Source organism: Mesorhizobium norvegicum (genome assembly GCF_004919685.1).
Taxonomy (GTDB): Bacteria; Pseudomonadota; Alphaproteobacteria; order Rhizobiales; family Rhizobiaceae; genus Mesorhizobium; species Mesorhizobium norvegicum.
In genome coordinates this window covers 1-15,511 of sequence record NZ_SMYZ01000038.1, presented here as the reverse complement: position 1 = coordinate 15,511, position 15,511 = coordinate 1, and the positions used below count along the sequence as shown (strand labels likewise).

Here is a 15,511-nt window from a genome sequence, read left to right as displayed (position 1 = left end):
TCTTTTTTCTCCTTGAGCAGTGGGAATGGCAAACGGGCCCAGTCGGCCGAAGGCCGAAGCGCTCCGCCCGCCCGGTTCAGACTCTTTCAGGGGGTCCTGCCTTCCAGCTTGTTTCGAAGCTCAGACGCAGTAACCTTCCCTTCGACCGCGTCCGCAACCGCCATTCCGGTCATCGCGCCAAACTTGAACCCGTGGCCCGAACAGGTGGAGACGACCCAGGATCGTCTATGGCCGCGCACGAAGAAGCTGCGGTCGGCCGTGTTCGTGTAATAGCAAGCTCTCCCGCCAACGATCCCATATTCATCGAAGCTGTAAAGCGCATCGCGCGCGATAGCGGTGACGATCGCTATTTCGGCAGGGCTCGCTTCGCGGGTCATGTCCGCGTCGCCTTCGAACGGTAGATCGAATGTCATTTTCATGCGTGTGCCGCGAAGCGGTGGCGTGACGTAGAAATTGTCCTCGACGGTCCAATCCGAGAATGCAGGCGAACTCGCCCATTCCGCCGCCAAACGATCCGGCGGCTCGGCATAGAGCATGATCTGCCGGGACGGCTGGAGTTCGTCGCCATTCGGAACCAGTTCGCCCGTCCATGAGCCCGCCGCGACAATGACCTGATCGAACTGTTGCCAGGCGCCGAGGACACGAATGCGGCCGTCGTCGTGGTCGACTTCCTCGACCTTAGCGTAAGGTCGCAATGCTACGCCCTTCGCAGATAGCCAGCGGGCCAGCGAGACCAGTATCCGTTCGGCGAGCAGGATGCCCGATTGCGGAAAGAGCACGGCGTGGTCGGTTAGCCGAAGCCGAAGATGCGGAAAGCGTCTTACGAAATCGACTGAGTCGATCTCGTTATACGCCAACCCATTGTCACGGGCGAACGCTACCGAAAGCGCTAAATCCTCATTGCCAGCATCCGCCACATAGAGGACCCCTGTCTCGATGTAGAGCGACTCTTGCAGGACATTCCACAAGACATCCCACGCCTTGGTCACGCCAAGGGAGAGCTTGGAATATCCGCCCATTTTTCCATAGGCGAAGCGATAATACCGCTGCTCGTCATAGGACGACGCCATGGGGTTTGGAATGGGTCCGCGCTCGAAGACGGTCACATCGTGACCCCGGCTCCGAAGCGCCCAAGCTGTCGATAAGCCTACGATTCCTGCACCTGCAACTGCTATTCGCATCGTGTGTTCTGCCTTCGATTTACGTAGCTATTCCAGACAAGACCGCCGTTAGAACCGTCCCGCCGCATTTCATCTGAACGGTTCGAACCCGGCACTGAGTCGCTGTGAGGGTTGACCGCGGCCATCCCGCAAGTCTTGCCCGATGGGAAGGAGGATGCCGGGGGCCGGCATCCTCCCTGTCGCTGACCCTGGTTTCGACCTAGCGGACGCCGAGAACTTCAAATTTGCCGTTCTTGACCTCCTCCACGCGGTAGGCGCCTGGTATATCGCCCTTGTCGTCGAACTCGACACCGGTTGCGCCTTCGTAGTTGACATCGCCGCCGTCTTTCAGGATCTGAAGGGCCTTGGCGAGGTCGCCCGGATAGATTTTCTCGCCGGGTGCGTTCGTGACCTTGCGGATGTTGTCCTTGACCGCCTTGCGGTCGGGCGAGCCCGCAGCCTGTGTGGCAAGGGCAAGAATTGCGGCGGCATCATAGGATTCCGGCCGGAAGCCGCCGTCGCCATCGAAGCCCGCCGCCTTGGCAAGCTCGACGAACTTCTTGGAAGCATCCGACGAACTGCCGGGCTGGGTGCCGAAAGACCCTTCCAGTCCGGCGCCGATCTTGTCGATCAACACCTGGCTGATCATGCCGTCGGCCAGCACGAAAGTCTTGAACGCACCGGTGTCCAGTGACGTCTGGATAATGGCGGCGCCGCCCTGATCGAACCGACCGAATACGACCAGCACCTCCGCGCCGCTTGCGCCCAGTGCGCCGACCTCGGCTGAATAGTCGCCACGCCCATCCTCGTGCGCGGCGTTCAACGATACCTTTCCGCCTTTGGCGACATAAGCGGCCTCAAACGAAGTGCTCAAGCCCTTGCCGTAGTCGTCATTGACATAGCTGACGGCGACGTTCTTGATACCCCGCTCCAACACCAGGTCGGCCAGCACTTCACCCTGGCGCGCGTCGGAGGGTACGTCGCGGAAGCTGTAGTCGCCGTCGTCGAGGTCGGTGATCGCCGGAGACGTGGCGGACGGTGAAATCATCGGAACGCCGATGGTTCCAGTCACGTTCTTGGTGATGGCCACCATGATGCCTGAGCAGGTCGGCCCCATGATCCCCACGACCCTTTCGCTGTTGACGAGGCGTTCCGCTGCCGCAGTTGCCGAGCCGGCGTCCTCACAGGTGTCATCGGCGCGCACCGAAACGATCTTCGATCCGCTCAGAAAAAGACCGGAATCAGAAACTTCCTTAAATGCCAACTCCGCAGCGAGCGCCATGTTCGGCGCAATGGATTCTGCAGGCCCGGTAAACCCGAGCAGCACTCCCATTTTTATGTCCTCGGCAGAGGCTGGAACCGATCCAGTAAATGCAATTGCGCCGGCGAGTAAAAGAGCTTTCTTGTTCATTTTTTCATTCCCCTACGCTTCGTGATTGACGGTTGCGGCGTGGCCGCTCCGGTAGAAAGCCCTGCGGGTGGAAGCGCAGCACCAACAGAAGGATTGTGCCCATCATCAGCACGCGGAAATATTGAGCCTGCTCCAACAGGTGCGTGCGGATTGGCGAGGTGTCGTTCATCCAGAAGGTCGTCATTTTGACGAGCCAGTATCCGATGGGCTCCGATTGAACCCACACGAACCAGATGAGGAAGGCGCCGAAGACCGAGCCGACATTGCTGCCCGAACCGCCGACGATCACCATGACCCAGATGAGGAAGGTGTAGCGAAGCGGGATGTAGGCGGCCGGTGTCAATTGGCCATCAAGGGTGACAAGCATCGCGCCGGCGATGCCGACGACTGCCGATCCCAGCATCAGGATTTGCAGGTGGCGCCAAGCCACATCCTTGCCCATCGCGCCTGCCGCGATCTCATTGTCACGGATGGCGCGGATCATGCGCCCCCAGGGAGACTTCAGGGCAAAAACGCACAAAGCGAGCAAGCCCGCCAGCACGGCGGCAAACAGGCCGGCAAATGCAAGCTTGACGATGATCGACGAGGCTTCGGCCACGAGGAGCCGCAGTGCAGCGGTTTGCTCCGTGGCAGAAAGCGCCTCGAGATAGGACCGGTTCATCCAGGTCACCAGGTCGATGAGCCAGGTCTGCTGCTGCAGCAGGCGACCGTCGGGGACTGGCTGCGGCAGGCCTGTCGCGTTCTTCACCCCACGCGTCAGCCAATTCTCGTTCTTGACCATGGCGACGATGATCTCGGATATGCCGAGGGTCGCGATGGCCAAGTAGTCCGACCGCAGGCCGAGCGCCACCTTACCAATCAGGAACGCAACTCCGGCGCCAGCCAAACCCGCCAGCGGCCAGGAGAACAAGATCGGCAGGCCGAGGCCGCCCATGAATCCGCTGGCGGCGGGGTCATAGGCCTCGATCGCCTGGCGCGCCGGCACGAAGAATTGTCGAAAGAGCACGAAGCTGACGACAAGCATGGGTGCCGGCAAAGTGTATTTGAGGACGCCTTTGAGGCATCGGAACAATATCGCAGCGGCGACAACCCCGATTGCCAGCACGACAAAAGACAGGGCGATGCCCGCGCCGCCCTGCTCTATCGCCCCCCAAACCGGCGCGTGTCCGACCAGCAAGGCGACGACGCCGCCAATCGCCGCGAAGCCCATAATGCCCGCGTTGAATAGCCCGGCGTAGCCCCACTGGATATTGACGCCAAGCGCCATGATGGCGGAGATCAGGCACAGATTGAGTGTCGCCAGCGCCACGGACCATGACTGGAAGAAGCCAACCAGCAAAAACAGGATGGTCAAAACGCCGTACAGTTGGACTGCGCGCTTCATGATGACGACTTGGCTTTCAGGATGCCAGTCGGCGCAATAATGAGAATGACGACCAGAATGACAAAGGAGATAGAGAACTTGTAGTCTGTTGGCACGAGCTGCAGGAGACTGTCGCCCATGTCCGAACCAGGCAGGAAATACAGCACGACCTTGCGATAGGCATAGGTGAGCGCAATCTCGGAAAAGGCGACGATGAACCCGCCGATGATCGCGCCGACCGGCCTGCCGAAGCCGCCGACAATCGCGGCCGCGAAGATCGGCAGCAGTATCTGGAAATAGGTGAACGGCCTGAAACTCTTGTCTAGGCCATAGAGCACGCCAGCAACCGTCATCAGCGTCGCGGCGATGATCCAGGTCGTCCGGATCACGACCTTGGGGCTGACGCCGCACAGCAGCGCCAGTGTCTCGTTGTCGGAAAACGCACGCATGGCCGCGCCGGTGCGTGTACGCTGGAGGAACAGAAACAGGGCTAGAACCGCCAGCACCGCGACGGCGAGCGTCAGGGCCTGGGAAGTCCTGATCGTCACGCCTTCAAGAAGCCCCGTGGCATCCTTGAACTGCTGCGCGGTCACTAGAAACCGTTCGCCATCCGCGAAATTCCGCTCATTGGGCCCGATGACGATACGGACGACGCCGTTCAGGATGAACATCACGCCCATGGATGCCATCATGAACACGACTGGAGCCGCCTTCTGCCGCCGGTAGTGCGCGTAGACCAGCCGGTCGGCGGCAAGGCAGAACAAGATCGTGCCGGCAATGCCGAGCGGCAGCGCAGCCAGCGCAGTCGGCAGAAAGCCGAGGGAGAACCCCGCGCTCTGCAACGCCCATGTTCCGAGGATGGTCAGCATGGTGCCGAAGGCCATCGTGTCGCCGTGGGCGAAGTTGGAGAACCGCAGCACGCCGAAGATGAGATTCACGCCTAGCGCCCCGAGCGCGAGCTGCGCGCCATAGGACGTTGCCGGCACGACGACGAAATTCAGGAACAGGACGAGTCCGTTGAGTAAATTATCCACCGAGAAAACTCCGTCGGACTTCGTGATCTGCGAGGAGATCCTGGCCGCTGCCCGTGAACCGGTTCTCGCCGAGCACCAGCACGTAACCGACGTCGGCGATCTCCAGCGCCTGGCGGGCATTCTGTTCGACCATGAGCACTGCGAGTCCGCGCTCTTTCAGCGCCACGATCTGCCGCAGCAGATCCGCGGCGACATTGGGCGAAACGCCTGCGGTCGGTTCGTCGAGCATGAGCACCGTAGGTTGGCTCATCAGGGCGCGCCCCACCGCCAGTTGCTGCCGCTGTCCGCCGGAAAGGGTCCGGCCAAGATCGCCACGCTTGGTCCTGAGGATCGGGAACGTCTCGAAGACCTCCTCGATGCTTGCGCCGATGTCGTCACGGCGCAGATAGGCCCCCATTTTCAGGTTCTCCAGCACCGTCATCGTCGGGAAAATATTGTCGGTCTGTGGGACAAAGGCGATGCCTCTGTTCACCCGCGATTGCGGGTCCATGCCGCCAAGGGATTTGCCGTCGAGGGCAACGTCGCCGGTGGTCAGCGGCACGATCCCCAGCAGCGCTTTCATGGCGGTGGACTTGCCGGCGCCGTTCGGTCCGACGATCACGACCACCTGGCCGCGGTCGACCGAAATGGAGCAGCCGTTGAGAATCTGCACGCCATTGTAGCCGCCGCACATCTTGCTGCCATTCAGGTAGCTCATGCGGCCGGCCTCGATACGGAGGCGCCTAGATAGGATTCGATCACCCTAGGATCGTCCATCACGTGCTGCGCCGTGCCTTGCGTCAACACGCGTCCCTCCGCCATGACAACAACCCGGTCGCAGAGGCGCGAAATGAAGCCCATGTCGTGCTCGATCATGCAGAATGTGTAGCCGCGCTCCTCGTTGAGCCGGCGTATCGCGTCCTCGATCGAGCCGAGCAGGGTACGGTTGACGCCAGCGCCCACCTCATCCAGCAGGACCAGCCGTGCCTCGGTCATCATGGTTCTTCCAAGCTCGACCAGCTTCTTTTGCCCGCCGGACAGATTGCCGGCCGGTTCGTCGCGAAGATGCGTGAGATTCAGGAACTCGATCACTTCCATCGCGCGGTCACGGAGCGCAGCTTCCTGCGCGCGGATGAGGTGACGCCCCAGCCATGTGTCGATGATCCGCTCGCCCGACTGCTGGCCCGGAACGACCATGAAGTTTTCGAGCACGGTCAATGTCGGGAATTCATGCGCGATCTGGAATGTGCGCACCACGCCCTTCGCGAAGAGGACGTGCGGCGGAAGGCCCGAGACATCTTCACCTTCCAGCAGGATTCGTCCGGACTGGGGGCGATAAAGACCGGCGATCGTGTTGAACATCGTGGTCTTGCCGGCGCCATTCGGGCCGATGAGGCCAGTGATCGAACCTTTGTCGATGTTGAATGAAGCGCCGTTGATCGCCTTCAGTCCGCCAAAGCTCTTCTGGATATTCTCCACGGCGACAAGCGGCCCGCGCGCCAGGGGGAGCGCGTCGCCGGATCTCCTCTCGCGGTACATCGAATTCAAGATGACAACTCCCTCGCCGGCTTTGCCTTTGGCTCCTTATCGGCCAGTCAAATTTCGAGGAGATCACGCTTCGGTTGTCGTCAATATTGATCATTAAATGAAATCAGAAATTGCTTTGGCCACTGCTTATGAAATCTGATGCCAAGTGGTCGATATGACATTCGGCAAGCGCTTGCCGGTACTTCATCCCGGACCGATGCATAGCCGTCGGGTTCCGATCCACGTTTCGGCGCTGAAGGCCAAGTTTTGTCGATTCTGAAGCAGGCAAACCAGCGGCGGCGGCCCACTTGAAATATTTGAACATCAAGGCGATGGCCTAACCATCAAGACCGGGTGCGGGAGAAGCAGGAATCACGGATATCGGAAATTCTCGGCCATCACGTTTGGCAAACCGTCACCGCGAAACGACTCGCTGAGATCGGTACGTCCAAGACGTTCTAGCTTCCGATGATCTTTGAAACGCTTAGGATGGCGTCTTCTATGCCCCGGCGCAGCTCATGAAGCGCGCCACTGATTTGCACTTGGCGACAAAATCCCAACAAACACCAGAGTTGATGTTGAGCGCGCTCCCCCGCCAATACGACAGATGCCTGATCGGAAAGGCGGCGGAGGATAACATCGTGGCCATCGGCAATTTCTTTGAGCAAGCTCTTGTCGTTACAGGCTTGCATCAGGCGCAGGTGGAAACTCAAAGCCAGCTCAACGCGGGAACGGGCTGTTGATGTCAGTTCACATTGAACCAGGATACGCTCGGCATTGATGATGTCGTCCGCGTTCAGCAAAGGAATTGCAAGCTCGAGCGCCCTCGGTTCGTACAACAGTCGCCGCTTCAGGGAGTTCATTAGCCCCTTGTCGTTGACGGCCATTGGTCAATTGCTCGCAGGTCGCCGAAATTTTTGATGATTTGCGCCGGCGGACGCAGCGGACTGGGCGAGCGTCGACAAGGGGTTTGAAGTCGGCTCGACGTTTTCGATGCAAGAAAAGCATACCGATCAGCGTGGTCGACACGTCGATGCGCCTGCCGCAAAACCGGGATTTCGTCCGCGCTTCTTGCACTGCTCAGAAGGGCAGCAAGTGGATCTTGGCTACCAGCTTGCCGAGATGTATTGGGTTTCCATAAATTCCAGCATACCTTCATGCCCCCCTTCGCGGCCCAGCCCAGATTGCTTGACGCCGCCAAACGGGGCGGCTGGATCGGAGACAAGCCCCCGATTGAGCCCGACCATTCCAAATTCCAGTCGTTCGCAAACCTGCAGCGCACGCTTCATGTTTTCGGAAAACACATAGGCGACCAATCCGTATTCAGTGTCATTTGCTCGACGAATGACGTCGTCTTGATCCCTGAAGGTCTGCACCGCCGCCACAGGCCCAAATATCTCGTCGTGGACGCATGCCGCGTCCTCCGGCACGTTCGACAGCACGGTTGGCGGATAGAAGAAGCCCTTGCCCTCGGGCACGACGCCACCGGTTTCGATCTTTGCCCCGCGCGACACTGCGTCTTCCACGAAGCGGGCGACCTTGTCCCGAGTGCTGGCATTGACCAACGGGCCGACATCGATTCCATCCTGGCTGCCATCGCCAACCTTGAGGCTCGCCATCTCGGCCGTAAGCCTTCGGGTGAATTCGATTTCAATGTCTTCGTGGACGTAAATGCGGTTGGCGGCCGTACAGGCCTCGCCCAAATTGCGCATCTTGGCTTTCATCGTGCCTTCAATGGCCAGATCGAGGTCTGCGTCTTCCAAAACGATCAGTGGCGCATTGCCGCCCAGTTCCATGGCTGGTTTCAAAACCTGATCGGCGGCAGAACGAAGAAGCTTGCGCCCGACGGCGGTCGAGCCAGTGAAACTCACGACGCGAACCCGCTTGTCGTGCAGCAGATGGTCGACCAGTTCTGCCGACTGCGTCGTTGGAAGCACGTTGACGAGGCCCGCTGGAACACCGGCCTCTTCCAGCAGCGGCATCAAGGCGAGCATTGTGAGCGGGGTCTCGGCTGCCGGCTTGATGATGACAGCACAGCCGGCGGCCAAAGCCGGCGCGATCTTGCGCGTGCCCATGGCAGCTGGATAATTCCACGGCGTGACAAGGACTGCAATCCCAGCGGGCTTGTGCTGGACAAGTATGCGAGCTCCCGACTCTGGAGCATGCTTTACGAGGCCGTCGACGCGAACCGCTTCCTCGGAAAACCACCTGAAGAACTCCGCCGCGTATTTTGCCTCGGCCAGCGCGTCGCCTTTGGCCTTGCCGTTTTCCACCGTGATCAAACGTGCGAACTCGTCCAGCCGCGCCGACATCAACGCCCAGGCATTGCGCAAGACCTCGGACCGATGTCGCGGGGTCTGTTTCGCCCATACCGCCATTGCGGCCTCGGCCGCATCCAGCGCCGCTTCCGCATCAGCGATGTCCGCCGACGCCACCGAGGCAAGAATCGTCTCGTCACAAGGATTGATCACATCAAAGCGAGCAGCAGAAGCGCCTGAGCGCCAGGTTCCGTTGATGTATAAATCTTTGTATTTCATTACCTATTCCGTCCTGAACGCGCTATATCCACAGCCAGTTCATTCTGCTTTCAAGGTCTTTTCCGCGTTACCCGAGAAGCCGACATCGCATGCGCGTCCGCCTTGCGTCTTCCCGGCAAGCGGCCCCATCGGCTGACCGTGTTCAAGAATTTCCGCCAGATAGTCTTCCGCATTCGACTGCGGTTTGTATCCGAGCCATGCAACATGCGAATTGTCGACGCGTGAGCGGGTGTTGTTGGACACGCCGTACACGACGTAGAAGTGGTGATCCGGTGCGTTGATGCATTGCTCGAAAAGATGGACGGCATCCTCATGGCTCAGCCATGTCGAGAGCATCCGCGTGTCCGTTGGCGTCTCTTCGAACGAAGCGACGCGCACGCATGCAACCGATAGCCCATACTTGTCGGCATAGAGGCTGGCGAGCGCTTCTCCATATGCCTTGGAGACGCCGTAATAGCCGCTTGGGCGCAGGCGCACGTTCGCATCAATGGTCTTCTCTATCGGATGAAAGCCCACTGCCTGGACGGAACTGCAGAAAGCCACGCGCTTTACGCCGGCGCGCCGCGCCGCCTCGAAGACAGTGTAAGTCAGCGCGTAGTTAAGTGGAAAAATGGTCTCCCACGGCGCTTCCTCGGGATATGCGGCCAGATGGACGACAACGTCGACGCCCTGCATTGCTTCGACCATTTCCGGCATGTTGGTCGCATCGGCGTTCCAAATCTCTTCGCTCTCCGTCGCCGTACCGAGATTGGCGATGTCGAGCAGGCGCAAAACGCGATCAGGTTTCGCCAGGCCATTCCTCAACACTCGTCCAAGACGCCCGGCCGCGCCGGTGATCAGAACTCTCTGCAAGACAAACTCCCTTCAAATTCTTTAAGATCGGCAAGGTGCGATCTAACCCGCGTAACGGGTCATCGGCACTCCGGCCACTCCAGCCTCATAAGCAAAGACGTTCCCTGACAGTGGCTGCTGTCGAAGGTCTTCCGCCGTCAGATCCTCGCGCGCCGTGGTGATGAAAAGGGTCGACATGTTCGCGCCGCCAAAGGTGCAGGAGGTTACGTTTTGCGCGGGAATATCCAAGGACAGCAAAACATCGCCCGCCGGGGAGTAACGCGTTATCCTTGAACCGGCGAAATGAGCACTCCACAGGCAACCTTCCACGTCGACGGTGGCGCCGTCGGGACGCCCATGGCCCTTTGGCACCGTAGCAAAAACCCGTTCGTTGCTCATCGTTCCCGACTGCACATCGTAATCGAAAGCAAGGATGTTCAGCGTCGGCGTATCGGTGAAATACATCGTCCGGCCATCCGCACTCCAAGCAAATCCATTGCTGGTCTTGATGCCGCCGCGAACTTTGGTGACGCTCCTGTCGGCGTCCACGCGGTACATTGATGCGATCGGCCGCCTCTGCGACGGGTCGGAGACCTCGTGAATGCTGCCGCACCAGAATCGGCCAGCCGGATCGCATTTGCCGTCGTTCATGCGGTTGCCTGGGAAAGGCTCTTCGGGTGTCGCGAAATGTTCGCAGGCTTCAGTCTCGAGATCGTAGATCGCGAACCCGTCACGCGTACCGGCGATGATGCTTCTACCACCCTTCCTGAGCGCGATTGAACCAAACTCGAAAGGCGTTTTCCAGGTCTTCACCGCTGCGGTGACCGGATCGTAGCGATGCAAGACCTTCTCGGTGATATCGACCCAATACAGGCACTGCTGATCGACATCCCAGACCGGACACTCGCCCAAAGTGTTTTCCACGACGGCAACGCACTTAAGTTCTCTCGGCATGTCTTGTTCCAGTATTAGATGCGCGTGATCTTGTGTATCCGCTGGAGAGCGGTCTCGACGTCCGCGGTCGACAAATCGCGATGCGTGACGAAGCGCAACCTCTTGCCTTTCGGCGACAGGACAAAAACCCCGGCTTCAGCCAAGCGAGAATGGAACGCACGCGGATCGCCGAATTCGTCCGGTGCGTAAGCCATGACGATGTTGGTCTCGACGGCGGCGGTGTCGACGTCGAGACCAACTTCCTTGAGCCCGTTCGCGAGACGCTTCGCATTGGCATGGTCGATCGCCAGATCGTCGATGTTCTCGCGTAGCGCCATCAGGCCGGCCGCAGCAAGGACGCCGGCCTGCCGCATTCCGCCGCCGACCATCTGGCGCCAGTGCCGCGCCTCTTCGACGAATGCGCGACTGCCGGCGACGATCGAGCCGCCCGGTGCTCCGAGACCTTTCGAAAGGCAAAACGTTACGCTGTCGACGGGATTAGCGAGGTCGGCAGGCTTTCGGGAAAGAGCGACCGCCGCGTTGAAAAAACGCGCACCGTCCATATGGAACACCAGCCCACGGGCCGAAGCGAAACTCCTGAGCTCGTTGAGATAGTCGACGTCCAGGCAGCGTCCGCCCTCGCCATTATGGGTGTTCTCGACACAAATCAGCTTGAGCGTCGGATTGAGGACCGAAGGTCTCTGATTGCTCGCCTGCACAGGTGCGAAGGTATTCAGCAGTTCCAGCGGGTACCGGCCATCTGGCGTCGGCATCGGGTGGGAGGTTAGCCCGCACACCGCCGCCAGATGACCGGTTTCGTTGATGTGTATGTGCGAAGTGTTGCTGACGATCGTGGCCGCTCCATGCGGCACCTGTGCTCTGATCGAAACCAGATTGCCCATCGTACCGCTGAGCACGAACAGCGCCGCCTCCTTGCCCAAAAGCTCCGCCGCATATTCTTCCAGGGCACGGATCGTCGGATCTTCACGGTAGTAGTCGTCGCCGACTTCGGCATCGGCCATGCGCGCCTGCATCGCCTTGCTTGGCACCGTCAAAGTGTCACTTCTGAAATCCAATCGCGTCGTCATCCGGCTCTTCCAAGATATTCACACTAGGTGAAGATATCGGGATGAAGTGCGGTTTTCCGACACAAGTTGACCGTTGAATGAAATTGGATATGGTTTCTGTCTACCTATTTGACAGAAAATTTCACTCATGAATTGGAAGCAAAAATGTCGACGCGCCGCGCAGACCTGGACCAAATCGACCGAAAGATATTGAACCGGCTGCAGCGCGACAGCAGGATCACCAACGCCGACCTCGCCACGGAGGTCGGCACCTCGCCAGCATCATGTCTGCGCAGGGTCCGGCGCCTGCGCGAAACCGGCTACATCGAAAGGGAGATCGTGCTGGTCAATCCCGACAAGGTCGGCTCCAGATTGGTCACAATCACGGAAGCGAGGCTGAACAGCCTCGATCGGAAGGGCCGTGACGAAGCGATCCGCCTGATCAAAAACATTCCCGAGGTGATTATCTTGTATAACGTCACCGGCAGCCGTGATCTGCTGTTCGTCTCCGTTTTCACGGATATGGCCGATTTCGAACGAACCATTGCCGAGCCGCTGTCGATCGTTCCGCAGATCCACTCGATCAACAGCTACTTTGCGATCAAGACCATTAAGTTCGAGCCCCACATCCATTTCGACGAAACGCGTTAAGACGCATCCGGTTGGTAGTCGCAGAGCTTCCAGGATTCATCAAACCTCGGCCGGCGGCCGATGACGATCGTCGTCAGCCCTGAACCGCACTTCGACGACGGCGCTGCGCAATGATTGGTTGCCGTGTGATGATCGGAGTTCTTCGTCAGCTTGACCGGCGCACCATTTGTCACGACCGCGCTCACCGCCGCACGCGCGGCTCGACCCTGCAACCATAGCCAAAAGCGCCGCTGCGCGATCAATGGCGAGGTACCTTCCATCGCGCTTGAAATCCAGCCGTCGATTTCGGCACGATTTTGTTTGTTTCTTCCAAAAGTCCTGCCAATTTGAAACATACTGCGCCATTGAGTTTGCAACCATTTCCCTGTCGGCGACAATTAGGGGACGAGAACGCCGCGTCATTGGGAAAGGGGCAAGCCCTTGAACACGATTGATCCAACAATCAAGATAGTCGGGGTCGACAAATTCTACCGCCACTACAGGGTGCGCCATCGAATGCGTCGCTCGACATCCGCAATGGCGAGCGTGTTGCCATTTGCGGACCTTCCGGTTCTGGCCACTCTTACCCGCTGCATAGACCGGCTTGAGAAGCATGATGCCGGCAGCATCGTGGGGTCGAATTGACAGAGGACACGAAGGACGGCCAGGCCGTGCGCAGGAAATGGCAATGGTGTTTCAGATGGCGATCCCAGCGTCGGTATCAAGCAATTGCACAATATGCGGGCCGGTCGGTCCTCGTCCGGAACGGTGAAATAATCGCCAGCAACGGGCGAATGATCGCGGACCCGAACAACCCATCCTACGGGCCCTATCCGCCTTAACGCCTCTGACCACGCCTGCTGCGGCGCAATGCGCCCTCGGTTACAAAACTCGAAAAGCGAGAAGCACATGAACGCCCGCGCAACCCCAGGCTCTGACGGCGAAAACGGCGCCATCGCTCCCGATTTCGTAGAGAGATCGTATTGGTGGGATGCCATGACGGACCATGGCGACCGGCCGACACCGGTTTTCCAGCGGTCTGCGGACGTCGCCATCATTGGGGCAGGCGTGACCGGACTGAATGCCGCGCTCGAGTTGGCCAGAGGCGGCAAGAGTGTCGCCATTTTCGACGCGGGCGTTGCCGGCTACGGAGCCAGTTCGAGAAATACAGGCTTTCTGGGGCGCTTCCTGAAGAAGTCTCTCGCAGAACTGGTGGAAGTCTACGGGGTAGAAAAAGCCACCGCCTATTATGCCGAATTGTTTGAAGCCCTCAATGTCAGCATGGTGGAGGTGATCGAGCGCGAGAGGATAGATTGCGACTTCAGCCTGGCTGGCCGGGTCGTCCTGGCACGTTCGCCATCCCAGCTGCGCGGTGTGGTCGACGAATTCAAGCTGCGCGAGAGGCATCTGGGCGAAAATATCCAAGTGCTGGACAAGACGCAGCTCCAGCAACAGATCAAATGCTCCGACATCTTTTGTGGCGGGGTGCTGGTCCCGGACATGGCCACGATCCATCCCGGAAAGTATCACGCCGGTCTCTTGGCGGCTGCGACAAAGCTCGGGGTTCTGGCATACGGCAACGCACCGGTTTCCGGCATCAGCAAATCGACGGCTGGCTTTGATGTCGAAACGCCGTTGGGCACGCTTCGGGCGAAGGACGTGATCGTCGCCACCAACGGATATACTGGCAAGGACTTGAACTGGTTTGCCCGGCGCCTCGTTCCGTTTCAGGGGTTCGCGATCGCGACCGAAGAAGTGGATCGCCAGAGGCTCTCACGGCTTCTGCCAACCAACCGAAGCTATACCGACGCCGATTTCGACACGACGGCGATCCGTCTGACCCCCGACGGCAAACGCATCATCATGTCCGGCCGCACGGGCAAGGCCATGCCCATCCGCGCCAAGGCGAGCCAACTTCGAAAGGATCTGCTTTCCGTCTTTCCCGAGTTGGGCGATGTTAGGGTCAGCTATGCCTGGAGCGGCTTCTGCGCCGCGCCGCTCGACGCCATGCCGAAGATCGGCCAGCGCCCGGACGGCGTCTGGTATGCCACCGGCTTTACCTTCATGGGCATGCCGCAGGGATCGTATTTCGGCAGGAAGGCAGGACTCCAGTTGCTTGGGAGGCCCGAAGGCGCCACCGCCTTCTCCAGCGTGCCTTTTCGGTCCTCGCCCTTCTACACCGGCACTCCTTGGTTCCTGCGCCCGCTCATGGCCGCGATGCGGGTTAAGGACTACCTCAGCAACCGCAGTCAAGCCGACACACAGGCAAGCGTATCAAATTCCACGCCTCCTGGCTTTTTCTGACAAGTCCCATACTGGCGGGCATTATCTGCTAACGGCGATGTTGCTCAGCGCGATTCCGGCGCGAGGTGCTATCAGATACCCGGTCAAAGCACCGATTTCAGAAACGCAGCCGTCTCCGGCTGAACTGGATTGCTTATGACCTGTCCGGGCGGGCCGATTTCATGAATCTTGCCCTTATGAAAGAAAGCGACCCGCTTCGACACTTCGCAAATGCGATCTCGTGGGTAACGACGATCATCGTCATACCTTCCGAGGAGAGAAGGCGAAGCGTGTCGAGCACCTCACCGACGAGTTGTGGGTCGAGCGCCGACGTCACCTCGTCGAACAGCATGTAATCTGGAGGGCATCGTAAAGTTATCGACGAACGGGCGCAGAGATCGCCGTGAAGTTGGGTTTCAGGTGGCCGCGACCCTGGAGATTTGGCGCCACGTCGCCATGGCGGTGCATCGCAGATCGCGGTGGTCGGACGATGAGAGGTTGTGGCGGGGAAAGTTGAACAGATTGGCGACGGGATCGTGGATGGAGACGAGACGTTGAAGCTGTCGCGTCGACTTGAAGCGTTTCATGATCCTCTCCCGTCGTCGGATCGGCTGGTGCGAATTCTCCGCCCGATTGTTCAACCCCTTATGCGAACGATGCTCAACACCCGGCATGATCTGTTGTTTTGCTGCATCGTATGACCGAAGCTTGTCGGTGATCATGACGCGCGGAGGTCGCCCTTGTGCCTTCAGCAGT

15 protein-coding genes and 1 pseudogene are annotated in these 15,511 nt (G+C 59.4%); 2 read left to right on the top strand and 14 right to left on the bottom strand.

Annotated features, from left to right (window positions below; translation table 11 throughout):
- Nucleotides 1–86: 86 nt before the first annotated feature.
- From FCU66_RS14880 to FCU66_RS14830, 11 genes are all read right to left on the bottom strand, one after another.
- Nucleotides 87–1,181 (bottom strand): NAD(P)/FAD-dependent oxidoreductase, encoded by a 1,095-nt coding sequence (locus tag FCU66_RS14880; RefSeq protein WP_136616961.1) that lies wholly within the window; start codon nucleotides 1,179–1,181, stop codon nucleotides 87–89.
- A gap of 199 nt (nucleotides 1,182–1,380) precedes the next feature.
- Nucleotides 1,381–2,571: an ABC transporter substrate-binding protein gene (locus FCU66_RS14875; RefSeq protein ID WP_136616962.1), complete on the bottom strand. Its 1,191-nt coding sequence runs from the start codon at nucleotides 2,569–2,571 to the stop codon at nucleotides 1,381–1,383.
- A 4-nt stretch (nucleotides 2,572–2,575) separates the two neighbouring features.
- Entirely contained in the window at nucleotides 2,576–3,955 is a 1,380-nt protein-coding gene (locus tag FCU66_RS14870) for a branched-chain amino acid ABC transporter permease (RefSeq protein WP_136616963.1), read from the bottom strand.
- Nucleotides 3,952–4,968 (bottom strand): branched-chain amino acid ABC transporter permease, encoded by a 1,017-nt coding sequence (locus tag FCU66_RS14865; RefSeq protein WP_168991789.1) that lies wholly within the window; start codon nucleotides 4,966–4,968, stop codon nucleotides 3,952–3,954. Before FCU66_RS14865 ends, FCU66_RS14870 begins: the two co-directional genes overlap by 4 nt.
- Nucleotides 4,961–5,641, bottom strand: coding sequence for an ABC transporter ATP-binding protein (locus FCU66_RS41665; protein ID WP_246093904.1), 681 nt, complete (start codon nucleotides 5,639–5,641; stop codon nucleotides 4,961–4,963). Before FCU66_RS41665 ends, FCU66_RS14865 begins: the two co-directional genes overlap by 8 nt.
- Before the next feature lie 20 nt (nucleotides 5,642–5,661).
- A complete protein-coding gene (locus FCU66_RS14855; RefSeq protein WP_136616987.1) occupies nucleotides 5,662–6,486 on the bottom strand; it encodes an ABC transporter ATP-binding protein in 825 nt (274 codons plus the stop codon).
- 446 nt (nucleotides 6,487–6,932) lie between these two features.
- Complete coding sequence (locus tag FCU66_RS14850) at nucleotides 6,933–7,361, bottom strand: FCD domain-containing protein (protein ID WP_136616966.1); 429 nt, start codon at nucleotides 7,359–7,361, stop codon at nucleotides 6,933–6,935.
- A 219-nt stretch (nucleotides 7,362–7,580) separates the two neighbouring features.
- Complete coding sequence (locus tag FCU66_RS14845) at nucleotides 7,581–9,011, bottom strand: NAD-dependent succinate-semialdehyde dehydrogenase (protein ID WP_136616967.1); 1,431 nt, start codon at nucleotides 9,009–9,011, stop codon at nucleotides 7,581–7,583.
- Between the two features lie 39 nt (nucleotides 9,012–9,050).
- Entirely contained in the window at nucleotides 9,051–9,863 is an 813-nt protein-coding gene (locus FCU66_RS14840; protein WP_136616968.1) for an NAD-dependent epimerase/dehydratase family protein, read from the bottom strand.
- Between the two features lie 42 nt (nucleotides 9,864–9,905).
- A complete protein-coding gene (locus FCU66_RS14835; RefSeq protein WP_136616969.1) occupies nucleotides 9,906–10,796 on the bottom strand; it encodes an SMP-30/gluconolactonase/LRE family protein in 891 nt (296 codons plus the stop codon).
- Nucleotides 10,797–10,810: 14 nt separating this feature from the next.
- Nucleotides 10,811–11,863, bottom strand: coding sequence for a threonine aldolase family protein (locus FCU66_RS14830; protein WP_136616970.1), 1,053 nt, complete (start codon nucleotides 11,861–11,863; stop codon nucleotides 10,811–10,813).
- A gap of 144 nt (nucleotides 11,864–12,007) precedes the next feature.
- On the opposite strand from FCU66_RS14830, the gene FCU66_RS14825 reads away from it, so the two are divergent.
- Nucleotides 12,008–12,493 (top strand): Lrp/AsnC family transcriptional regulator, encoded by a 486-nt coding sequence (locus tag FCU66_RS14825; RefSeq protein WP_136625419.1) that lies wholly within the window; start codon nucleotides 12,008–12,010, stop codon nucleotides 12,491–12,493.
- A gap of 39 nt (nucleotides 12,494–12,532) precedes the next feature.
- Here FCU66_RS14825 and FCU66_RS41140 read toward each other — a convergent pair whose 3' ends face one another.
- Entirely contained in the window at nucleotides 12,533–13,087 is a 555-nt protein-coding gene (locus FCU66_RS41140; RefSeq protein ID WP_168992254.1) for a hypothetical protein, read from the bottom strand.
- A gap of 294 nt (nucleotides 13,088–13,381) precedes the next feature.
- On the opposite strand from FCU66_RS41140, the gene FCU66_RS14810 reads away from it, so the two are divergent.
- The gene (locus tag FCU66_RS14810) at nucleotides 13,382–14,776 is read left to right on the top strand and encodes an NAD(P)/FAD-dependent oxidoreductase (RefSeq protein ID WP_168991790.1); all 1,395 of its coding nucleotides are present in this window, start codon (nucleotides 13,382–13,384) and stop codon (nucleotides 14,774–14,776) included.
- A gap of 83 nt (nucleotides 14,777–14,859) precedes the next feature.
- Here FCU66_RS14810 and FCU66_RS41935 read toward each other — a convergent pair.
- Nucleotides 14,860–15,128, bottom strand: a pseudogene (locus FCU66_RS41935) (ATP-binding cassette domain-containing protein); the annotation flags it as partial.
- A 43-nt stretch (nucleotides 15,129–15,171) separates the two neighbouring features.
- On the bottom strand, nucleotides 15,172–15,511 hold a 340-nt coding region (locus tag FCU66_RS14800; protein ID WP_136616973.1), incomplete at its 5' end, for a DDE-type integrase/transposase/recombinase.